Raw genomic sequence first — 22,166 nt, forward strand, 5'->3', positions numbered from 1 at the left:
CGGACGCGCGCATGCTGAGGCTCGTCTATCGCGCGCTGTGGTGGATCGTCGCGCCGCTCGCGGTCTTGCGGCTCCTGATCCGTTCGAGGAAGGAACGCGGCTATCGCGAGCATATCGCCGAGCGCTTCGGCCGAGGCCCGGGCCGTCGTGCCGACGATCTCGCGCCGCTCATCTGGGTGCATGCGGTGTCGGTGGGCGAGACGCGCGCGGCGCAACCGCTCATCGAAGCGTTGCTCAAAGCGCATCCCGAAGCCCGCATCCTGCTCACGCACATGACGCCGAGCGGCCGCGCGACGGGCGAATCGCTGTTCGGCGATCGCGTGCTGCGCAGCTACCTTCCGTACGACGTCCCGCGCTTCGTGCGGCGCTTCCTGCGCGCATGGCGGCCGACGCTCGGCATCGTGATGGAGACCGAGGTGTGGCCGACGCTCATCGACGAATGCAAGCGCGCCGACATGCCGCTCGTCCTGGCGAATGCGCGGATGTCGGAGCGCTCGTACCGGCGCGCGGCGAAGTTCGGCCGCGCGACGCGCGAAGTGTTCGGCGGCTTCGCGCGTGTGCTGGCGCAGAGTCCCGCGGATGCGGAGCGGCTCACGGCGCTCGGCGCGCGCAACGTCGCGGTGCTCGGCAATCTCAAGTTCGACATGAGCGCGCCGCCCGAACTCGAGGCGCGCGGCCATGCGTGGCGCGCGGCGATCGGCGATCGGCCGGTGTGGGTCGCGGCGAGCACGCGCGAGGGCGAGGAGGCGCTGGTCCTGCAGGCGTTCGCCGCGCTCGATGTGCCGAACGCGCTGCTGATTCTCGTGCCGCGCCATCCGCAACGTTTCGATGAAGTCGCGTCGATGGCGGCGGGCGCGGGGCTGTCGTGCGTGCGGCGCTCGGAGTGGGCGCCGAAGGCGGTCGCGGCGGCCTCGGGGGCGGCGGCCGCGCGGCCGTTGCCGCAAAGCGTGCAGGTGCTGCTCGGCGACTCGATGGGCGAACTGGGCGCGTATTACGCGGCGGCCGATCTCGCGTTCATCGGCGGGAGCCTGTTGCCGCTCGGCGGGCAGAATTTGATCGAAGCGTGCGCGGCGGGCGTGCCGGTGCTGATCGGGCCGCATACGTTCAACTTCACGCAGGCGACCAACGATGCGATTACGGCGGGCGCGGCGTTGCGCGTCGACGATCCGCCGGGGCTCGCGCGCGGCTTGCGCGAGCTGTTCAACGACAAGCCGCGCCGGCTCGCGATGAGCGCGGCGGCTTCGGCGTTCGCCGCGCGGCATCGCGGGGCGACGGCGCGCTCGGTGAGCGTGCTCGGGGCGTTGCTCGAAGGACAGGAACTGGCGGCGAAGTGAAGCCGCTCGCGCCCTACACCGCCAGCAACCCCTTCTTCTCGATGAACGCGACCACGTCGGCCAGTCCATCCAGCGCCTTCAGATTGCACATCACGAAGGGCCGCTCACCACGCATCTTCTTCGCGTCCGATGCCATCACGTCCAGATTCGCGCCCACATGCGGCGCGAGATCGGTCTTGTTGATCACGAGAAGGTCCGATTTCGTGATGCCCGGTCCGCCCTTGCGCGGAATCTTCTCGCCGCCCGCGACGTCGATCACGTAGATCGTCAGATCCGACAACTCCGGACTGAACGTGGCCGCCAGATTGTCGCCGCCCGATTCGATGAACACGATGTCCGCATCGGGAAAGCGCGCGATCATCTGATCGACGGCTTCGAGGTTGATCGAAGCGTCTTCGCGGATCGCCGTATGCGGACAGCCGCCCGTCTCCACGCCCATGATGCGCTCGGCAGGCAACGCGCCCGCGACCGTCAGCAGGCGCTGGTCCTCCTTCGTATAGATGTCGTTGGTGATCGCGACGAGGTCGTACTTCTCGCGCATCGCCTTGCACAGCATTTCGAGCAGCGTGGTCTTGCCGGAGCCGACCGGCCCGCCCACGCCGACACGCAACGGCGGCAGCTTCTTGGTTCGGCGGGCAGCGGCGGAATAAGCGGGTGCGTTCATGTTGGATCGGTTGATTAGGAGCGAAAGAGCCGCGAATACTGCGACTCGTGCCGCGCCGACAGGATGCCGAGCTGCGGCGCAAAGGTGTTGATCTGGTCCGACGTCGTGGCGAGCGACTGCGCGACCGCGCGATGGATCGGTTCGCGCAACGCGACGATGATCCGCTGTCCCGCGAGCTGTCCGAGCGGCACCGACTTCAAGGCGGCCGCCGCCTGGTTCTCGACCCAGCTGAACGCATACGCGGCGAGCGCTGCTTCGGGCGAGACATCGTGAGCGCAGGCGGCGAACGCGAAGGCGGTCGGCAGCGCGACGGGCTTGAGCGTATCGAGTGTCGCGCGGCGGTCGTCGTCGCCCCATTCGAGCGAGGCGCACAACTGCGCGAGCGACCAGCCCATTTGCTGCGTCTCGCGCCGCAGTTCCGCCGATTCGCGGCTCGCGAGGAACTCCCCGTCGGCGATGGAAAGCGCGGCGCGATCGTGCATGCGCCAGCGTTCGATCTGATGCGCGAGAAACGGCAACTCCCCGCGCGCGAGAACATGCGCGAGGCCGCTCGCGATCCAGTCGCGGGCGCTGTCGCCATCGCGGATCAGATCGTGCTCGATCGCCGCTTCGAGTCCCTGCGAATAACTGAACGCGCCGATCGGCAGTGCCGGCGACGCCAGATGCAGCAGCGCCGTGAGTTCAGCGATGCGCATGACCGTGATGACCGTGTTCGTGTCCGCACGTCGAGTGATCGTGGTCGTGCGAATGATCGTGATCATGCGGGTGCGCATGGCCGTGATGCTCGTCGAAGACCTTTTGCGCGAGCGCGTAGTCTTCGCTGAACGTCTCGTCGTGACCGTGCTTGTGACCGCCGCCATACGCGCCGGTCTCCGGCTGGAATGGCGCCGACGCATGGTCGACCTGCGCGCCGAGGCGTCGCAGCATCGCTTCGAGCACCGGATCGGCTTCGAGCTTCAGATAGTCCGCGCCGACTTCGACGGGCGTGTGGCGATTGCCCAGATGGTAGGCCGCGCGCGTGAGCGTGAGCGCGTCCGGCGCGCGCACGACGAGCACGTCCTCTACCGCCGCGATCACGCGAACGAGCGCGCCATCGTCTGCGACGAGCACGTCGCCGTCGGCGAGCACGGTGCCGCGCGGCATCACGAGCGCCACTTCCTCGCCGCCGTCGAGCGTGGCGGCGAGGCGGCTCTTGCAGCGTGCATCGAAGGCAAGGGTGAGGGTCGCCGCGCGCTTGACGAGCACGGGCGCGAGTTTGGCGGTGAGGCGTTTGTCGATGGTGCGCATGGTCAGAAGAGGAAATAGCGTTGAGCCATCGGCAGGACGGTGGCCGGATCGCAGGTCAGCAGCTGGCCGTTCGCGACGACCTGATACGTTTCCGGATCGACCGTGACCGAGGGTTGCCAGGCATTGTGGATCATGTCGGCCTTGCTGATGTTGCGGCAGTTCTTCACCGGCACGACGAGCTTGCTGAGTCCGTAGCGATCCGCGATGCGCGCGTCCGCGGCCATCTGTGAGACGAACGTGAGGGAGGTCTTGCCGAGCGCGCCGCCGCGCGTCGCGAACATCTCGCGATAATGCACCGGCTGCGGCGTCGGAATGGAGGCGTTCGGGTCGCCCATCTGCGCGACGGCGATCATGCCGCCCTTGACGATCATCGCGGGCTTCACGCCGAAGAACGCCGGCTCCCAGAACACGAGATCGGCCCACTTGCCCGGCTCGATCGAACCGACTTCATGCGCGATGCCGTGCGTGATCGCCGGGTTGATCGTGTACTTCGCCACGTAACGCTTCGCGCGGAAGTTGTCGTTGCGCGCGTTGTCTTCGGGCAGCGCGCCGCGCTGCACCTTCATCTTGTGCGCGGTCTGCCAGGTGCGGATCACCACCTCGCCGACACGGCCCATCGCCTGCGAATCGGACGAGAGCATCGAGAGCGCGCCCAGGTCGTGCAGGATGTCTTCGGCTGCGATCGTCTCGCGACGGATGCGCGACTCGGCGAACGCGATGTCTTCCGCGATCGACGGATCGAGGTGATGGCAGACCATCAGCATGTCGAGGTGTTCGTCGAGCGTGTTGATGGTGTAGGGGCGCGTGGGATTGGTCGAGGAGGGCAGCACGTTCGACTCGCCGCAGACCTTGATGATGTCCGGCGCGTGGCCGCCGCCTGCGCCTTCCGTGTGATACGTGTGGATCGTGCGGCCCTTGAACGCGGCAACCGTCGTCTCGACGAAGCCCGCTTCGTTCAGCGTATCCGTGTGAATGGCGACCTGCGTGTCGGTGTCGTCGGCGACGGAAAGACAGTTGTCGATCGCGGCGGGCGTCGTACCCCAGTCCTCGTGCAGCTTGAGGCCGATCGCGCCCGCCTTGATCTGCTCGGTGAGCGGCTCGGGCAGGCTTGCGTTGCCCTTGCCGAGAAAGCCGAGGTTGACGGGCCAGCCGTCGGCGGCCTGCAGCATGCGCTCGATGTGCCACGGGCCCGGCGTGCAGGTGGTCGCGTTGGTGCCCGTCGCGGGACCGGTGCCGCCGCCGAGCATGGTCGTGACGCCGCTTGCGAGCGCCTCGTCGATCTGCTGCGGGCTGATGAAGTGGATGTGCGAATCGATGCCGCCTGCGGTCACGATCATCCCTTCGCCGGCGATCACTTCGGTGGCCGCGCCAATGGCGATGGTCACGCCCGGCTGGATGTCGGGGTTGCCTGCCTTGCCGATGGCGAAGATGCGTCCGCCCTTGATGCCGATGTCGGCTTTCACGACGCCCCAGTGATCGAGGATCAGCGCGTTGGTGACGACCGTATCGACGACGTCGTTGGCGACGCGCTGCGACTGGCCCATGCCGTCGCGAATCACCTTGCCGCCGCCGAACTTCACTTCTTCGCCGTAGGTCGTGAAGTCGCGTTCGACTTCGATGAGGAGATCGGTATCGGCGAGGCGGACACGGTCGCCGGTAGTCGGGCCGAACATTTCCGCGTAGGCGCGGCGGCCGATGCGTAGCGTCATTTCATGTCATCCGGAAAGAGAGTCAGAGCGGACCCATCACGAGACCGTTGAAGCCGTAGACGGTGCGGTCTCCCGCGAGCGCGACGAGTTCGACGGTGCGTTCCTGTCCGGGCTCGAAGCGCACGGCGGTGCCGGCGGCGATATTCAGGCGAAAGCCGCGCGTTTTTTCTCGCTCGAACGTGAGCGCCGTGTTGACTTCATAGAAGTGGTAGTGCGAGCCGACCTGGACGGGCCGGTCACCGGTATTCGACACGACGACCGACACGGTTTCGCGGCCCGCGTTGAGTTCGCGTTCGCCGTCGTCGATCAGATATTCGCCGGGGATCATGGCTTGCCTCTTCGTCGATTCAGGGAATCGGATGGTGGACGGTGACGAGCTTCGTGCCGTCGGGGAACGTGGCTTCGATCTGAATGTCGGGGATCATTTCGGGCACGCCTTCCATGACATCGTCGCGGGTGAGCAGCGTGGTGCCGTAGTGCATCACCTCGGCGACGGTCTTGCCGTCGCGGGCCGCTTCCATCAGCGCGGCCGAGATGAACGCTATCGCTTCAGGATAGTTCAGCTTCAGGCCGCGGGCACGGCGGCGCTCGGCCAGGAGCGCTGCTGTGAAGATCAGCAGTTTGTCCTTTTCTCTTGGAGTCAGTTTCATTTTGGCGCTCGGCGGACTGGGTTAGGGGTGAGAAACACCGTCGGATGGTTGTGCGCTTCTATGGAACTTGTTTTCACGTCGGTCTATTTGCACTGCCCCTGTCCGGGGCGGGACTTACTTTCTTTGCTGCTGCAAAGAAAGTAAGCAAAGAAAGCAGCTTTTTAGTCAGTAGTCACAGCACGGCAACGCACTAGAAGAACTGAGTGGACATACCGCCTAAGTGTCGTCCTTAAACATCCACGCGGCTAGGCGCGCGCACGCACTGAGACCTCCTGCACTCACGCGGAGTGGTAAGCGCTCCGTTCAGTTCCGTCCGCGCTTCGCTCGGACGATGGGCGTCCGAAAACCAGCGGACTGCAACCTCCACCGCGCGACTCGATTTGCCCGTCGTTCAGCGAAGCGAAAACGGATGAATGACTGCTGTGCCAATCCTGTCACTGTGCGATGACACAGTGGTTAATCGCGCCAAGTCCCTCTTGTTCTTTGAGGGCGACACTTAGGCGGTATGTCCACTCAGTACTTCAAAGGTGTTGCCGCCTCAAGGCTGCTGACTAAAAAGCTGCTTTCTTTGCTTACTTTCTTTGCAGCAGCAAAGAAAGTAAGTCCCGCCCCGGACAGGGGCAGAGCTAATAGACCGACGCGAAAGCAAGTTCCATAGAAACACAGAAAACGGGGTACCCGGAAACACCCATACTACGTACAAAAACTACATCATTGAATGAACTTGCGCAACTCGACGCTAGATGGCCGCTCGAAAATATCCTCTGGCGTGCCGCTTTCCCATACGCGCCCCTGGTGCATGAAGACCACCTTGTTGCTCACGCGCCGGGCAAAACGCATCTCATGCGTGACCATGATGAGCGTCATCCCGTCGCGGGCAAGCCCTTCGACGACGGCAAGCACCTCGCCCACGAGTTCGGGATCGAGCGCCGACGTGATCTCGTCGCAGAGCAGGACGGTAGGCTTCATCGCGAGCGCCCGCGCAATGGCGACACGCTGCTGCTGTCCGCCCGACAACTGCTCCGGGTACGAATCGAACTTGTCGGCGAGACCCACGCGCTCCAGCACCTGCTCGGCCGTCGCGCGTGCCTTCGCCCTGTGAACCTTCTTGACGACCGTCTGCGCGAGCATCACGTTCTGGCCCGCCGTCAGATGCGGAAAAAGGTTGTACTGCTGGAACACCATGCCGACTTTCAGGCGCAGCGCGCGCAGATCGGCATGGCGCGCATCCATGTGCTCGCCGTCGATTTCGATCGAACCTTCGTCGATGCTCTCCAGGCCGTTCAACGTGCGCAACAGCGTGCTCTTGCCCGAGCCGCTGCGGCCGATGATCGCGACGACCTGCCCGGGCTCGACCGAAAAATCGATGCCCTTGAGCACCTGGTTCGCGCCGAACTGCTTCTTCAGATTGCGTGTTTCAACGAGCGGCATTCCATTTCCTTTCCAGCGTGCGCGCGTAACGGGTAAGCGGATAACAGAGCACGAAATAGATCAGGGCGACGAGGCCATACACGATGAACGGCCTGAACGTCGCGTTGGAAATCATCGTGCCCGCCTTGGTAAGTTCGGTGAAACCGATGATCGAGACGAGCGCCGTGTCCTTCACGGCCTGCACGCCGAAGCCGACCGTCGGCCCGATCGCGATGCGCGCGGCCTGCGGCAGGATCACATGACGAAGCTGCTCGAAGTAGCTCATCGCAAGGCTCGACGACGCCTCCCATTGCCCCTTCGGCACCGCTTCGACGCAACCGCGCCAGATCTCCGCGAGATACGCGCTCGTAAAGAGCGTGAGCCCGACCGTCGCGGCGATCCACGGCGCGACTTCCACGCCGAGCAGCGGCAGCCCGAAGAACACGAGGAACAGTTGCATCAGGAGCGGCGTGCCCTGAAAGACTTCGATGTACGCCTTCACGATCGTGCGCAGCAGGCGCGACTTCGATACGCGCATCACGAGCAGCGCGAAGCCGACGACGCCGCCCGCGACGAACGAGACGATCGACAGCACGACGGTCCAGCGCGCGGCGAGCAGCAGGTTCGTGAGGATCTGTTCGAACGAGAATTCGATCATCGCGCGCCTCGCAGATTGCGCGAGAAAAGGCGCTTGCCCGCGGTGTTGAGCAGCCACCGCAGCACGATCGCCATCACGAGATACGCGGCCGTGATCAGGAAGTACGTCTCGAACGCGCGGAAGTTGCGCGACTGGATGTAGCTCGCGGCATACGTCAGGTCGGGCACCGAGATCTGCGAGACGACCGCCGAGCCGAGCATCGTGATGACGATCTGGCTCGACAGCGCGGGAAAGACCTTCGCCAGCGCCTGCGGCAGGATCACGTGCCAGAACGTCTGGCCGCGCGTCATCGCAAGCGATGCCGCTGCTTCGTGATGCCCCTTCGGCACCGCGGCAATCCCCGCGCGGATGATCTCGACCGAATACGCGCCGAGGTTCAGCGTCATCGCGAGAATGGCGGCCGTGTATTCGCCGAGATGCACGCCGAGCGCGGGCAAGCCGAAGAACACGAAGAAGAGCTGCACGATGAACGGCGTGTTGCGGATCGCTTCGACGTAGCCTCGCACGAGCGAGCGCAGCCACGCGTGCCGGCTGTCGCTTGCCGCCGCGCCCGCCACGCCGACACCGATGCCGAGCGCGGTCGACACCGCGGTGAGCCCGAGTGTCGTCGCGGCGCCACTCGCGAACATGCCGAGATATTCCCCGAGGTCGGCGAACTGAAGTTCATAGGCCATTAAAAGCGCTGCCTTTATCGAGTTGCACGCACATCACGCATTCACAGGCTCGCCGGCAGCGGCTGGCCGAACCATTTCTTCGACATCGCTTCGAGCGTGCCGTCCTTCTTCGACTGATCGATGGCGGCATCGACCTTCGCGAGCAGGCGCGGCTCGTTCTTGTTCAAGCCGACGAAGCACGGCGAGTTCTTGATGACGAACTTCGCTTCAGGACGGCGCGGCGGATTCTTCGCGAGGATCGCAGCGGCGACGATGTTGCCCGCCGCGATCAGTTGCACCTGGCCCGAGAGGAACGCGGAGATGGTTGCGTTGTTGTCCTCGAAGCGCTTGATGGTCGCGTTCGGCGCCATCTGCGTGAGCGCGATCTCTTCGAGCGCGCCGCGCGTCGCGCCGACCGTCTTGCCGGTCAGGTCGGCGGGGTTGCTCACCTTGATGTCGGCGGGACCGAACACGCCCTGGAAGTACGGCGCATAGGCGGTCGAAAAGTCGAGCACCTTCTCGCGCTCGGGCGTCTTGCCGAGCGACGAAATCACGAGGTCCACCTTGTTCGTCGTGAGATACGGAATGCGGTTCGCGCTATTGACCGGCACGAGTTCGAGCTTCACGCCCATCGACTTCGCGAGCAGCGCGGCCATGTCGATGTCGTAGCCTTGCGGCTTCATGTCGGCGCCGACCGCACCGAAGGGCGGATAGTCTTCCGGCACCGCGACGCGCAGCGTGCCGCTTTTTGCGATCGTGTCGAGCGCGTCGGCGTGGGCGGTGATCGGCGAGAGGGCGAAGAAGGGCACGGCGACGGAAGCGGCAAGGGCGGCGAGCGCCGCGCGACGCGCGCGAAAAAGCGTGTGGTTCATCGATGATCCTGTTGTGTGTGATGCGCGTCTTTCATCGAGCGCGCTCTGGAGCCGGATCACTTAAGCGAGAGTCGTGCCATCGCGCCGATACGCCGGAGGTGCGGGCGCTCGCGCGTTTGTCAACGCTATCACGCACAAATTCGGGGCGCAATAAAGCGCCGCGCTGGTGCGCTAAAGAGGCGGGATCAGGTGGACCACAGACGCAGCGGTTTTGCGCCGATGCCGTGAACCGCGGGTCGCAGACGCATCCAGCAATCGGTAAGGATGCGTTGCAGCGGCTCCATCGAGCAGCTCACGGCGCGCACGATCAGCACGCCGGGTGCCACGCACGAGGCGCCGGCACGCAGGCTGTCGTTGAAAGGGAGATGGTCCACGAGTGATTCGGCGAGCGCGTCGTTGCATAGAGCGCCGATGGCCCACATCGTGCCGTAGCACGCGAAATCCGCGAGACCCTGCGGGATGCCGCGCAGCGGATCGCCGGCGTCGATGCGCGCGCGCTCGAACCAGCGCAGCTGGCCGCGGTGATTGCGAATGCTCGACACGGCGCGGATCTGCCCCGCCGACCATCGCTCGCCGGCGGCCTGCCGTCCGAGCTGCATTGCATCCCAGCCGATGGCGCTCGCTTCGTCGTCGATCGTCAGCGTGAAGTCGAGTTCCACGTTCGACGAGTCGAACACGATGTTGTTCTGCGGCAGCCAGTCGAGCTTCGCGCCGGCGCCGACACGAATTGCGATGCGTTGTGTCGCGAGCTTGCCGTTCGACTTGTACCACTTGGTGGCGCCGGGTGTCGTGACAACGGCGTGGGTGTGTTCGGCGAGGTCGATATCGATGGCGAGACGGTCGCCGCCCGCGACGCCGCCCGGCGGATGCACGACGACCGCATGGCACGTCGCGTCGCCTTCGGGATAGAGCGGCCGCAGCAGACGCAGCGGCCCTTCATGCCGGCGATGCGTGAGCACCGTGCGTGCGTGCTGACGGGTAAAGCCGAGTTCGAGGCGGCCGTGCCATTCGTCGGCATGCAGGAGTGCGGCGTGGGGTGCGTGGTGCATGAACGGGAGCGTGGCCGGGGAGCCGCCATGGTACGGCGGCGCGCTGACGGAAGCAATGAGGAGGCGTTTCAGACCGCGATCAGCTCCCGCACGCCGTGCTCGTCCATCTCTGAGCCCGCGCCGCCCGCGACGATTTCTCCGCGGCTCATGACCCAGTAGCGGTCTGCGAGTTCGCGCGCAAAGTCGTAATACTGCTCGACAAGCAGCACCGTCATGCCCATTTCGTCGACGAGCTGGCGCAGCGTGCGCCCGATGTCCTGGATGATCGAAGGCTGGATGCCTTCGGTGGGTTCGTCGAGGATGAGCAGTTGAGGGTCGCTCATCAGCGCGCGGCCGATGGCGAGCTGCTGTTGCTGACCGCCGGAGAGGTCGCCGCCGCGACGGTTTTTCATGTCGCGCAGGACGGGGAAGAGTTCGTAGATGCGGTCCGGCACCTTCGACGGCGCCTTGCGGCTTGCCGCGCCGACGAAGAGGTTTTCTTCTACCGTCAGGCGCCCGAAGATGTCGCGGCCCTGGGGCACGTAAGCGAGGCCGGTTGCGACGCGCTTGTAGGTGGGCATCGACGAGATCTTCGTGCCGCGCCAGGCGATGGTGCCGTTTCGGGTCGGCACGACGCCCATCAGGCAGCGCAGGAGCGTGGTCTTGCCGACGCCGTTGCGGCCGAGCAGCACGGTCAGCTTGCCATCGGGGACGGTCATCTTCACATCGCGGAGGATGTGGCTGCCGCCGTAGTACTGGTTCAACGAGTCGACTTCTAGCATTTGCACGCGTCCTTTCTTGACTGCGTCGTGGCAGTCATACCGGTTGATGGTTTGATGCTTTTGCGCTTCTGTGGAACTTGCTTTCGCGTCGGTCTATTAGCACTGCCCCTGTCCGGGGCGGGACTTACTTTCTTTGCTGCTGCAAAGAAAGTAAGCAAAGAAAGCAGCTTTTTCAGTCAGTAGTCACAGCACGGCAACGCACTAGAAACACTGAGTGGACATACCGGCTAAGGGTCGCCCTCAAACATCCACCCGGCTTGGCGCGCAGTACGACTGACACCTCTCGAACTTCAACAAAGTGGTATGCGCTCCGTTCAGTTCCGTCCGCGCTTCGCTCGGACGACGGGCAGAACAAAAACCAGCGGCTTTCAACCTCAGCCGCGAAGCTCAACCGCGCGACTGATGTACCCCTCGTTAGCGGAGCGGAAACGGATGGATGACTGCTGTGCCAATCCGGGTCGCTGCGCGGTTTCACAGTAGTTAATCGCACCAAGCCCCTCTTGTTCTTTGAGGACGACACTTAGGCGGTATGTCCACTCAGTACTTCGAGAGCGTTGCCGCCTCAAGACTGCTGCTTAGAAAAGCTGCTTTCTTTGCTTACTTTCTTTGCAGCAGCAAAGAAAGTAAGTCCCGCCCCGGACAGGGGCAATGCCAATAGACCACTAAGAAAACAAGTTCCACAGAAGAAGCAGAAGCATCGAAAATCACCCGCGCATCAGCGCCCCAAGTACGATTCGATAACCGTCTCATTGCGCTTGACATCGTCAAGCGTGCCCTCGGCGAGCACGGACCCCTCGGCCATGACAGTGACCTTCCCGACAGCCCCCGACAGAGCCGCAACGAACTCCATATCATGCTCGACGACCATCATCGAACAGGTGCCGCGCAGCTTGTTGAGCAAATCGGCGAGTTCCATCGTCTCGTGATCGGTCATGCCGGCCGCCGGCTCGTCGAGCAGCAGCAATGCCGGCTGCTGCATGAGCAGCATGCCGATCTCGAGCCGCTGCTTCTGTCCGTGCGAGAGCTCACCCGCAAGCCGCGTCGCTTCATGCTGAAGACGGATCAGCTCAAGCGTCTCCTCGATGCGCGCCTGCGCCGTGCGGTCGAGCCGGGCGCGTAACGACGCAAACCAGCGCTTGTCCGTTTTCATCGCAAGCTCGAGGTTCTCCCACACCGGATGATTCTCGAACACCGTCGGCTTCTGGAACTTGCGGCCGATGCCCGTGCGTGCGATCACCGGCTCCGACATGCGCGTCAAGTCGAGCGTCTGGCCGAGAAACACCTTGCCGCCGTCCGGCCGCGTCTTGCCCGTGACGACGTCCATCATCGTCGTCTTGCCCGCGCCGTTCGGGCCGATCACGCAACGCAATTCGCCGACGTCGATCGAAAGCGTCAGCTTGTTCAGCGCACGAAAGCCATCGAAGGAAACGGTGACGTCCTCCAGGTACAGGATCGTGCCGTGCGACACGTCGATCTCGCCCGGCGCCAGCACGTGGCCGAGGCCGGTGATGCCGTTGATGTTGCGTTCGCTCGTTTCCGGCAGCGGCGGCAAGTCGACGATCAAAGCGTTGTGAGCGGTCAAGGCGCATGCCCTCCGGTTTTGTTCCTGCGCAGCGCCGCGTCGATGAGGCCCATGATTCCGTTCGGTAAAAGGAGCGGCACGAGCGTGAAGATGAGGCCCAGAAAAAAGAGCCAATATTCGGGGAAATTCGCCGTGAAGAAGCTCTTCGCGCCATTCACCGCGAACGCGCCGACGATCGGTCCGATCAGCGTGCCGCGCCCGCCGACGGCCACCCAGATCGCCATTTCGATCGAGTTGGCCGGCGACATCTCGCTCGGGTTGATGATGCCGACCTGCGGCACGTAGAGCGCGCCCGCGATGCCGCACAGCACCGCCGATACCGTCCAGATGAAGAGCTTGTACGCGAGCGGACTGTAGCCGAGGAACATGAGGCGCGCTTCGCCGTCGCGCACGCCGGTGACGACACGCCCGAGCTTCGACGTGACGATCCCGCGCGCCGCGAGAAACGCGAGCACGAGCACGGCGAACGTGATCAGGAAGAGGGCCGTGCGCGTGCCCGGATGCGTGATCGGAAACCCGGCGATGCGCTTGAAGTCGGTGAAGCCGTTGTTGCCGCCGAAACCCGTCTCGTTGCGATAGAAGAACAGCATCGCGGCGAAAGTCATCGCCTGTGTGATGATCGACAGATACACGCCTTTCACGCGCGAGCGGAACGTGAAGAAGCCGAATACCCACGCCAGAATCCCGGGCACCAGCACGACGAGCGCAAGCGCATACCAGAGGTGTTCCGTGCCTTGCCAGTACCACGGCAGCTTGTGCCAGTCGAGGAACACCATGAAGTCGGGCAGGTCGCTCTGATACGTGCCCTCGCGGCCGATCGAGCGCATCAGGTACATGCCCATCGCATAACCGCCGAGCGCGAAGAAGAGCGCATGGCCGAGGCTGAGAATCCCGCAGTAGCCCCACACGAGATCGAGCGCGAGCGCGCCGATCGCGTAGCACATGAGCTTTCCGATGAGCGTCATCGCGTAGGCGGACAGATGGAACGTGCTCGTCTCCGGCAACACGAGCGCGGCGACCGGCACGCAGATACCCATCGCGACGATGAGCGCGACGAGCGCAAGCCAGCCGCTGCGCGGCAGAAGCGCGGCGCGCGGCGGCAGACCGAGCGCGAAACCTTCGCGACGCGCGCGGTCGTCGGGTTGCGGAGCGACGTCGAGGTTCGCGCCGACGTCGGGTGAAGAAGCGGTCATCTCAAGCCTCCGCGCTGCGGCCCTTCAGGGCGAACATGCCCTGCGGACGCTTCTGGATGAACAACACGATGAGCACCAGCACCGCGATCTTCGCGAGCACCGCGCCCCAGAACGGCTCGATCGTCTTGCTGATGAGCCCGAGGCCGAAGCCGCCGATCACCGTCCCCGCGAGCTGCCCGACACCGCCCAGCACCACCGCCATGAACGAATCGATGATGTAACTCTGGCCGAGATCGGGACCGACATTGCCGATCTGCGAGAGCGCGCAGCCGCCGAGTCCCGCGATGCCCGCGCCGAACGCGAACGCATACGAATCGACGCGCGCTGTCTTCACGCCGACGCACGCCGCCATGCGTCGGTTCTGCGTGACCGCGCGCACGAAGAGGCCGAGGCGCGTCTTGGTGAGCACGCCCCACGCGATCAGGACGACGACGAGCGAGAAGCCGAGGATCGTCAGGCGGTTGTACGGCAGGATCAGGTTCTGCATCACGTTTACGCCGCCGCTCATCCACGAGGGGTTCGTCACCTGCACGTTCTGCGCGCCGAAGATCATGCGCGTCGCCTGAATCAAGATCAGGCTGATGCCGAAGGTGGTGAGCAGCGTTTCGAGCGGACGGCCGTAGAGATGCTTGATGACGAGCCGCTCGATTACGATGCCCACCGCCGCCGCAGCCACGAAAGACACGGGCACGGCAAGAAGCGGATACCAGTTGAACGCGGCGGGCGCGTAATGCTGCACGAGGTTCTGCACGACATAAGTGGCATACGCGCCGATCATCAGGAACTCGCCGTGCGCCATGTTGATGACGCCGATCAGCCCGTAGGTGATCGCAAGGCCGAGCGCCGCGAGCAGGAGCACGCTGCCGAGCGAGAGCCCGGCGAAGAGCGTGCCCGCGATCTGGCCGCGCCGCTGGATCGAATCGAGGTCTTCGATACCCGCCTGCGCTGCCTTACGCACGCGTTCGTCGGATTCGTTGTAGCTGCCGTCCGCCTTCTTCGCGACGATCGGGCGCAGCAGTTCGTTCATGTCGAGGTCGTGGCGCGCAGCGACCAGTTGCACGGCCTCAAGCCGCTTGCCCGCATCGGGATCGTGCAGGGCGGTCATCGCCCACAGGGTATCGAGGCGCTTCTTGAGGTCGGCGTCGGTTTCGGCGGCGCGCGCCTTGTCGATCAGCGGCTTGGCCGACGGATCGGGGTTCTTCAGCAGCGCGGCAACGGCTTCGCGGCGCTTCGTCACGTCGGTCGATGCGAGTTGCAGCGCCGACAACGCGCCCGCGACTTTCGCGCGCAGCAAGTTGTTCAGCGTGATAGCCTGCGCATCGGGTGCGTCGACGATCTTGCCCGTCAGCGGGTCCTTGTTGCCGTCGTCGCTCTGCACGAGCACCTGGCCCTTGTCGGTCGCGACGAGCGAACCGTCCGCGAGCGCCGAGAGCACGACGACCGACGTGGCGTCGGCGTTCGCGGCGAGCTTGTCGATGGCGGCGGATTTGGCGTCGAAGTCGTCGGCGCCGAGCGGGGCGAGATCGTCGGCGCTAAGGGCGCTAAGGGCGCTAAGGGCGCTAAGGGCGGCGAAGGCGGCGAGCGGCGCGCAGGCGATCATCACTGCGCAGATCGCGCGCCGAATCATCCGCGCGAAGGTGTGGCTGGGCAAACCGGTCATGATGGCCTTTCAGATCGAGCGGGGTCGTGCGTGAAGACGTCCCGCCCGTTGCGACGGATCGCGACAGGGCGGGACGGTACGACGCTCAGGCGGTTACGCCACGCGCGAGCGCCGCAGGAACGCCGGGATCGACGTGACGATTTCCGGCTTGCCCTGGTTGCCGGCGATATACGGGCTCCACGGCTGTGCGCGGACCGCGGTCTTCGTTTTCCAGACGACGTTGAACTGACCGTCGCCGCGAATCTCGCCGATCATCACGGGCTTGTGCAGATGATGGTTGCCGTCCATCGTCAGCGTGAAGCCGGAAGGCGCGGCCATCGTCTGGCCGATCATCGCGACGCGCACCTTGTCCACGTCCGTGCTCTTCGCCTTCTCGACGGCCTGCTTCCACATGTGGATGCCGACGAAGGTCGCTTCCATCGGATCGTTCGTTACGCGCTTCGTGCCGCCCGGCAGGTTCTGCGACTTGACCCACTCGGCCCATTGCGTTTCGAACTTCTTGTTGGTCGGGTTCTTCACCGACATGAAGTAGTTCCATGCCGCGAGATGCCCGACGAGCGGCTTCGTGTCGATGCCGCGCAGTTCTTCCTCGCCGACCGAGAACGCGACGACGGGAACGTCGGTCGCCTTCAGGCCCTGGTTGCCGAGTTCCTTGTAGAACGGCACGTTCGAGTCGCCGTTGATCGTCGAGATGACCGTCGTCTTTCCGCCCTGCGAGAAGGTCTTGATGTTCGCGACGATGGTCTGATAGTCGCTATGTCCGAACGGTGTGTAGACCTCCTGAATATCTTCATCCTTGACTCCCTTCGAGTGGAGGAAGGCGCGCAGGATCTTGTTGGTCGTGCGCGGGTACACGTAGTCGGTGCCGAGCAGGAAGTAGCGCTTGGCGCTGCCGCCTTCGGGTCCCATCAGATACTCGACGGCGGGAATCGCCTGCTGGTTGGGCGCGGCGCCCGTGTAGAACACGTTGCGCGACATCTCTTCGCCTTCGTACTGGACGGGGTAGAAGAGGAGGCCATTGAGTTCCTCGAAGACGGGCAGCACCGACTTGCGCGAGACCGAGGTCCAGCAACCGAACACGACGGCGACCTTATCCTGCGTGAGCAACTGACGCGCCTTCTCGGCGAAGAGCGGCCAGTTCGACGCCGGGTCCACGACGACCGGCTGGATCTGCCGGCCCATCACGCCGCCGTTCTTGTTGATGTCGGCGATGGTCATGAGCGCGGTGTCTTTCAGCGACGTCTCGGAGATCGCCATCGTGCCGGAGAGCGAATGCAGAATGCCGACCTTGATCGGACCGGTATCGGCGGCTTGAGCCTTGGAGATCGGCAACTGGCCTGCGAGGGCGAGCGCGCCGGACATCGAGCCGAATTTCAGGAGACTGCGTCGTTTCATGTGTTTCCCCTTGCCGATATGTTGTGGTGAGTCGTGGTGGACAGGCGGTCCGCCCTTGCTTGGGCGGACGGGCAGCGCATTTGTTACTGCAAGGGGTATGCCAATGTGCAATAGATGCTGGATTGGCGCGGGTTCGCGCGGCGTTTGGGTCGACGTTCGGAACGGGAAGGAGAGCGCCTTTGGGGGCGTTTTGGTGCATCGCGCCGGGACTGTGCCTCGCGGCGGTGCGTGCGGGAGGAGGTGAAGTCACCTTCGCGGGGCGAAGGCGACTGATTGCCCGCGCTCGCGGGCGAGATCAGGGTGGCGTGCTCGAACGGTGTCGAGCGCGGCGCCCCAAGCGCAAGTGCCTACCGATTGACCATCCGCGCCGGCACGCTCAACACGAGCACCGCGCCAAGAATAAGAAACGCGGCGAGCATATACATCCCGCTCGAATTCGAGCCCGTGACCTGCTTGAGCCATCCCACGAGATACGGACTCAGAAAGCCAGCGAGATTTCCGAGCGAATTGATCATCGCAATGCCAGCCGCGGCGCCCGTTCCTGCCAAAAACGCCGTCGGCAGACTCCAGAAGAGCGGCAGCGTCGTGAGAATGCCCATCGTCCCGAGCGTGAGGCCGAGCATCGCGAGCGCCGTGTTGTTCGCCCAGATCACCGACAACACCAGTCCGATCGAACCGATCACCGCCGGAATCGCGATGTGCCAGCGGCGCTCGCCGCGCTTGTCCGCGCTTCTCGCGACCAGCAGCATCCCGACCACCGCCGCGCCATACGGAATCGCCGAGAGCAGGCCGATGCTCAGGGCATCCGTGACGCCGGTCGCCTTGATGATCGTCGGCAGCCAGAAGCTCACGCCGTAAAGCCCCATCACGAACGAAAAATAGATGAGGCTCATCATCCATACACGCGGGCTCGACAGGATCTTGCCGATCGGCATGTCTTCCTTCTCGACGTTATCCGCCGCGATATTGCGTTCGAGCAGGTCGCGTTCCTCGGCCGTCAGCCACTTCGCCTTCGCGATACGATCATCGAGCAGCATCAGCACCATGATCCCGACGACGATCGACGGAATGCCCTCCAACAACAGCAGCCATTGCCAGCCGTGCCAGCCGTTCGCACCGTCGAAGCTCTTCATGATCCAGCCCGAGACTGGTCCGCCGATCAGCCCCGACAGCGCGATCGCGGTCATGAACAGCGTGGTCATGCGGCCGCGCCGATGCGCCGGATACCAGTACGTGAGGTACAGGATGATGCCGGGAAAGAATCCCGCTTCCGCGACGCCGAGCAAAAAGCGCATGACATAGAACATCGTCGGCGTGGTGATGAACATCGTCAGCGCCGAGACGATGCCCCAGGTGATCATGATCCGCGCGATCCATACGCGCGCGCCGACCTTGTGCAGGATGACGTTGCTCGGAATCTCGAAGATGAAGTAGCCGAAGAAGAAAATGCCGGCGCCGAAGCCGTAGACAGCATCCGACAAACCGAGATCGGCGCTCATCTGCAGCTTCGCAAAGCCGACGTTCACGCGATCCAGATACGCCACCACATAACAGAGCAGAAGAAGCGGCGAAAGCCGCCACGCGACCTTGCGATAGGTCGCTTCCTCGAAGGCGGAAGGCGCGCCTGCGCCGGGGCGATGCAGCGGCGGTGCGGTACTGGTCATGGGTTGTCTCCTCGATTTTTTAGTAGAAAGCGCTTTGCAAGAAAACGCCCGATGCTGCTGGATTCTAGCCGCTCGGATGGGCGCCAAACAGCTGAATTCATTGGGGAAAACACGGATGCGCGGGCGCGCTGGCGCGCCCGCTTGTGCACGCTCAGACGCAGCGTCCGCCGTCCACTTCGAGACTCACGCCGGTGATGAACTCGGCGTCGTCGGAGGCGAGATAGAGCGCGGCGTTGGCGATGTCCTGCGGCGTCGAGAGGCGCCCGAGCGGAATCGTCGCGAGGAATTTCTGGCGGTTCGCGGGCGTGTCTTCCATGCCCATGAATTCGGACAAGAGCCCCGTTTCACCCATCACCGGATTGATGCAGTTCACGCGGATGCGGTCCGGCCCGAGCTCGACGGCAAGCGCCTTGCTGGCGATGATCACCGCCGCCTTGCTGCCGTTGTACCAGACGAGGCCCGGACGCGGCCGCACGCCCGCCGTCGACGCGATGTTGATGAACGCGCCGCCGCCCTGGGCTCGAAAGTACGGCACGAACTGCTCGACGCTCCAATAGAGGCTCTTCACGTTCACCGCGTAGACGCGGTCGAACTCGGCTTCGGTTACGTCCAGCACCGGCTTGTTCCGGTGCGTCGTGCCCGCGTTGTTCACGACGACCTGCACGCTGCCGAAGTCCTCGATGGCCGCATCGAAGAGCGTCTGCCAGTCCTCGTGCTTCGTGACGTCGCCCTGCACCGCGATCGCGCGCCCTCCCGCCAGCGCGATCTCGCTCGCGACGCGCTCGGCGCCGGGTCCGTTCAGATCGTTCACGACGACGTTCGCCCCTTCGCGCGCGAACGTCTTCGCGATGCCCTCGCCGAAACCCGAGCCCGCGCCCGTCACGATGGTCGTTTTGCCTTGCAGTCGCATGGTGTCTCCTTTTCTGCCGGCTCGATCAGCCGTGTTTGATTGCAATCGTCTTCAGGACCGTGAAGCCGTAGAGCGCCTCGAAGCCTTTCTCGCGGCCGTGCCCGGAATGCTTCACGCCGCCGAACGGCAATTCGACGCCGCCGCCCGCGCCATAGTTGTTGATGAACACCTGTCCCGAGCGCACGCGGCGCGCAAGGCGCATCTGACGGCCGCCGTCGCGCGTCCAGATGCCGGCGACGAGGCCGTAGTTCGTATCGTTGGCGAGCCGCAATGCGTCGTCTTCGCTGTCGAACGGCAGTGCCGCGAGCACCGGGCCGAACACTTCCTCGCGCGCGAGACGGTGCGTCGGCGGGACATCGCGTAACAGCGTCGGCGCCTGATAGAAACCCGCTTCCGGCGCCTCGGCGACCACTTCGCCGTGCGCGGCCATCGCGATGCCGTCGTGCTGCGCGTCGGAGAGGAAATCCCACACGCGCTGCTGCTGCTTCGCGCTGATGAGCGGCCCGCAGTCGAGATCGAGCCTGCTCGGCCCGACCTTCAGCGCCGAAAAGGCCTCGGCGAGCCGCTCGACGAGCGGCTCGTAGGCGGCGCGCTCGATCAGCACGCGGCTGCCCGCCGAGCACGTCTGGCCGGCGTTCTGCACGATCGCCGCGACGAGCACGGGCAGCGCGGCGTCCATGTCGGCATCGGCGAAGACGATTTGCGGCGATTTCCCGCCGAGTTCCAGCGTCACGGGGACGTGGTTGTCGGCGGCCATTTTCGTGACGGCCGCGCCGGTCGCGGGCGAGCCGGTGAACGAGATGTGATCGATGCCCGGATGCCGCGCGAGCGCCGCGCCCGCCTCGTGGCCGTAGCCCGTCACGATGTTGAGCGCGCCTTCGGGCAGGCCCGCCTCGGCGGCCAGTTCGGCGACGCGCAACAGCGACAGGCACGCGTCCTCGGCCGGTTTCACCACGCACGCGTTGCCCGCCGCGAGCGCCGCCGCGACGCTGCGCCCGAAAATCTGCAACGGATAGTTCCACGGCACGATGTGGCCGGTCACGCCGTGCGGTTCGCGGATCGTCAGCACGGTGTAGCCGGTCTGGTAGGGCAGCGTTTCGCCGTGCAGCTTGTCGGCGGCGCCCGCGTAGAACTCGAAATAGCGTGCGATGCCCGCTGCGTCGGCGTGCGCCTGTTTGAGCGGCTTGCCGGTGTCGCGCGCTTCGAGCTGCGCGATCTCGTCCTGGCACGCGGCGATCAGCATCGACAGCCGCGCGAGGATGCGTCCGCGGTCCGCGGCGCTCGTGCGGCCCCAGGCGCCGTCGTAGGCGGCGCGCGCCGATTGCACGGCGCGGTCGATGTCGGCGGCGTTGCCGCGCGCGAGTTGCGCGAACACCTGTCCGTCGGAGGGATCGACGACGGGAATCGTTTCGCCGACCGCCGGCGCGACCCAGCGGTTGCCGATGAAGTGCTTTGCTTCTTCCATGCGCTGTCTCCGTTATTTTGCGGTGTGTCCGTCGGACGCCGTCGGTCGATTATCGCGCCATCGGGCGCGTCCGAACCCAAATCCCGATTGGCTATAATGACGCATTCGCGCGTTTTCATTTCCAATGCGTCCCGTTCGCGCGTCGCGCGGTGCGCGTCACCGGCTTCAGAACCTCAACTTTCTCAGAGAGCGCTCATGAGCTTCAACAACGTACCCCCGGGCAAGGACCTTCCGCACGATTTCAACGTCATCATTGAAATCCCCGCGCAAAGCGATCCGGTCAAATACGAAGCCGACAAGGACATGGGCCTGCTCGTCGTCGACCGTTTCATCGGCACCGGCATGCGCTATCCCGTCAACTACGGCTTCATTCCGCAGACGCTCTCCGGCGACGGCGATCCGGTCGACGTGCTCGTCATCACGCCGTTCCCGCTCCTGGCAGGCTCGGTCGTGCGCTCGCGCACGCTCGGCATGCTGCAGATGACGGACGAATCGGGCGTCGACGCGAAACTGATCGCCGTGCCGCACGACAAGATCTGCCCGATGACGGCGCACATGAAGTCCATCGACGACGTGCCCGAGTACCTGAAAGACCAGATCAAGCACTTCTTCGAACACTACAAGGCGCTCGAAAAGGGCAAGTGGGTGAAGGTCGAAGGCTGGGCGGACGCCGATGCCGCACTGAAGGAAATCACCGACGGCGTCGCGAACTACAAGAAGTAAGCGGTTCGTCGAGCGGTTCAAAGAGCCGCGCGTGCTCCGGGCAATCCGGGCACGCGCGGCTTTTTTGCGTTTGATGCGTCCGGTGCGTCCGACGCGCTAGGCGGATGTCTCCGGCGACGCGTCGGCTTCGCGCGCCGGCAGCACCGAGTCGAGCGTGCGCACGCCCGCCACCAGCGCGCGTTTTTCCATCGCGGAGAGCCGCTTGACCCAGTATTCCGCGCGCGACGCCTCCGAGCGCCCGGCCAGTTCGAACGACGCCAGCACGGCAAGCGGCTTTCTCGAGCGCGTATAGCGCGCGCCCTTGCCGCTCGAATGCTTTTCGAAGCGTGCGTTCACGTCGGTCGCGATGCCGGTGTAGATGCTGCCGTCGGCGCATTCGATCAGATAGAGAAACCACGGCATGGCGAGCGGGACCGCGTTGAGTTGGCGGCATTATCGCCGAGAGCACCGCTTTGGGGCGAGCCATCGCGCCGAAGCGGACGGCGCATTTTTTCGACTTGCGCGAGAATAGGCCCTTTCGCGGCGCG

The 22,166-nt window shown here is 64.6% G+C and carries 21 protein-coding genes and 1 pseudogene; 2 read left to right on the forward strand and 20 right to left on the reverse strand.

Annotation, left to right across the window (positions count from 1 at the left end):
* Positions 1-11 precede the first annotated feature (11 nt).
* Positions 12-1,334, forward strand: a complete 1,323-nt coding sequence (gene waaA / locus AWB66_RS24090) for a lipid IV(A) 3-deoxy-D-manno-octulosonic acid transferase (RefSeq protein WP_087632606.1) — start codon at positions 12-14, stop codon at positions 1,332-1,334.
* A gap of 13 nt (positions 1,335-1,347) precedes the next feature.
* On the opposite strand, the gene ureG is transcribed toward waaA, so the two are convergent.
* The 19 genes from ureG to AWB66_RS24190 form a co-directional block, all read right to left on the reverse strand.
* Positions 1,348-1,998: an urease accessory protein UreG gene (gene ureG, locus AWB66_RS24095; protein ID WP_087632607.1), complete on the reverse strand. Its 651-nt coding sequence runs from the start codon at positions 1,996-1,998 to the stop codon at positions 1,348-1,350.
* 14 nt (positions 1,999-2,012) lie between these two features.
* Complete coding sequence (locus tag AWB66_RS24100) at positions 2,013-2,693, reverse strand: urease accessory protein UreF (RefSeq protein WP_087632608.1); 681 nt, start codon at positions 2,691-2,693, stop codon at positions 2,013-2,015.
* On the reverse strand, positions 2,680-3,285 hold the full coding sequence (gene ureE / locus AWB66_RS24105; RefSeq protein ID WP_087632609.1) for an urease accessory protein UreE: 606 nt from the start codon (positions 3,283-3,285) through the stop codon (positions 2,680-2,682). The genes AWB66_RS24100 and ureE overlap by 14 nt, the downstream gene beginning before the upstream one ends.
* A 2-nt stretch (positions 3,286-3,287) precedes the next feature.
* Positions 3,288-4,994 (reverse strand): urease subunit alpha, encoded by a 1,707-nt coding sequence (gene ureC, locus AWB66_RS24110; protein ID WP_087632610.1) that lies wholly within the window; start codon positions 4,992-4,994, stop codon positions 3,288-3,290.
* A 22-nt stretch (positions 4,995-5,016) separates the two neighbouring features.
* Complete coding sequence (locus AWB66_RS24115) at positions 5,017-5,322, reverse strand: urease subunit beta (RefSeq protein ID WP_087632611.1); 306 nt, start codon at positions 5,320-5,322, stop codon at positions 5,017-5,019.
* A gap of 19 nt (positions 5,323-5,341) precedes the next feature.
* Positions 5,342-5,644 carry an urease subunit gamma gene (ureA, locus tag AWB66_RS24120; protein WP_087632612.1) on the reverse strand — a complete coding sequence of 101 codons (303 nt, stop codon included), beginning with the start codon at positions 5,642-5,644 and terminating at the stop codon, positions 5,342-5,344.
* 711 nt (positions 5,645-6,355) lie between these two features.
* Positions 6,356-7,075 (reverse strand): amino acid ABC transporter ATP-binding protein, encoded by a 720-nt coding sequence (locus AWB66_RS24125; RefSeq protein WP_087632613.1) that lies wholly within the window; start codon positions 7,073-7,075, stop codon positions 6,356-6,358.
* On the reverse strand, positions 7,062-7,712 hold the full coding sequence (locus tag AWB66_RS24130; RefSeq protein ID WP_087632614.1) for an amino acid ABC transporter permease: 651 nt from the start codon (positions 7,710-7,712) through the stop codon (positions 7,062-7,064). Before AWB66_RS24130 ends, AWB66_RS24125 begins: the two co-directional genes overlap by 14 nt.
* Complete coding sequence (locus AWB66_RS24135; RefSeq protein ID WP_087632615.1) at positions 7,709-8,386, reverse strand: amino acid ABC transporter permease; 678 nt, start codon at positions 8,384-8,386, stop codon at positions 7,709-7,711. The genes AWB66_RS24130 and AWB66_RS24135 overlap by 4 nt, the downstream gene beginning before the upstream one ends.
* A 41-nt stretch (positions 8,387-8,427) precedes the next feature.
* Entirely contained in the window at positions 8,428-9,237 is an 810-nt protein-coding gene (locus AWB66_RS24140; protein ID WP_087632616.1) for a transporter substrate-binding domain-containing protein, read from the reverse strand.
* A gap of 185 nt (positions 9,238-9,422) precedes the next feature.
* Positions 9,423-10,286: an urease accessory protein UreD gene (locus AWB66_RS24145; protein WP_087632617.1), complete on the reverse strand. Its 864-nt coding sequence runs from the start codon at positions 10,284-10,286 to the stop codon at positions 9,423-9,425.
* 68 nt (positions 10,287-10,354) lie between these two features.
* Entirely contained in the window at positions 10,355-11,047 is a 693-nt protein-coding gene (urtE, locus tag AWB66_RS24150) for an urea ABC transporter ATP-binding subunit UrtE (RefSeq protein WP_087632618.1), read from the reverse strand.
* A 715-nt stretch (positions 11,048-11,762) separates the two neighbouring features.
* Positions 11,763-12,590, reverse strand: a complete 828-nt coding sequence (gene urtD, locus AWB66_RS24160; protein WP_407642312.1) for an urea ABC transporter ATP-binding protein UrtD — start codon at positions 12,588-12,590, stop codon at positions 11,763-11,765.
* 35 nt (positions 12,591-12,625) lie between these two features.
* Entirely contained in the window at positions 12,626-13,822 is a 1,197-nt protein-coding gene (urtC, locus tag AWB66_RS24165; RefSeq protein WP_087632620.1) for an urea ABC transporter permease subunit UrtC, read from the reverse strand.
* Between the two features lies 1 nt (position 13,823).
* The gene (urtB, locus tag AWB66_RS24170) at positions 13,824-15,422 is read right to left on the reverse strand and encodes an urea ABC transporter permease subunit UrtB (RefSeq protein WP_235021218.1); all 1,599 of its coding nucleotides are present in this window, start codon (positions 15,420-15,422) and stop codon (positions 13,824-13,826) included.
* A gap of 153 nt (positions 15,423-15,575) precedes the next feature.
* Complete coding sequence (gene urtA / locus AWB66_RS24175) at positions 15,576-16,877, reverse strand: urea ABC transporter substrate-binding protein (RefSeq protein WP_087632621.1); 1,302 nt, start codon at positions 16,875-16,877, stop codon at positions 15,576-15,578.
* Between the two features lie 347 nt (positions 16,878-17,224).
* Positions 17,225-18,541, reverse strand: coding sequence for an MFS transporter (locus AWB66_RS24180; RefSeq protein ID WP_087632622.1), 1,317 nt, complete (start codon positions 18,539-18,541; stop codon positions 17,225-17,227).
* A gap of 151 nt (positions 18,542-18,692) precedes the next feature.
* Positions 18,693-19,451 (reverse strand): SDR family oxidoreductase, encoded by a 759-nt coding sequence (locus AWB66_RS24185; RefSeq protein ID WP_087632623.1) that lies wholly within the window; start codon positions 19,449-19,451, stop codon positions 18,693-18,695.
* A gap of 25 nt (positions 19,452-19,476) precedes the next feature.
* Positions 19,477-20,916 carry an aldehyde dehydrogenase family protein gene (locus AWB66_RS24190; RefSeq protein ID WP_087632624.1) on the reverse strand — a complete coding sequence of 480 codons (1,440 nt, stop codon included), beginning with the start codon at positions 20,914-20,916 and terminating at the stop codon, positions 19,477-19,479.
* 195 nt (positions 20,917-21,111) lie between these two features.
* Here AWB66_RS24190 and ppa point away from each other — a divergent pair, with 195 nt between their 5' ends.
* Entirely contained in the window at positions 21,112-21,639 is a 528-nt protein-coding gene (ppa, locus tag AWB66_RS24195) for an inorganic diphosphatase (protein WP_087632625.1), read from the forward strand.
* A gap of 132 nt (positions 21,640-21,771) precedes the next feature.
* On the opposite strand, the pseudogene AWB66_RS24200 reads toward ppa, so the two are convergent.
* Positions 21,772-22,041 (reverse strand): annotated as a pseudogene (locus AWB66_RS24200) (GIY-YIG nuclease family protein); the annotation flags it as partial.
* Between the last annotated feature and the right edge of the window lie 125 nt (positions 22,042-22,166).

It is taken from the genome of Caballeronia telluris (assembly GCF_001544495.1).
Lineage (GTDB): Bacteria > Pseudomonadota > Gammaproteobacteria > Burkholderiales > Burkholderiaceae > Caballeronia > Caballeronia telluris.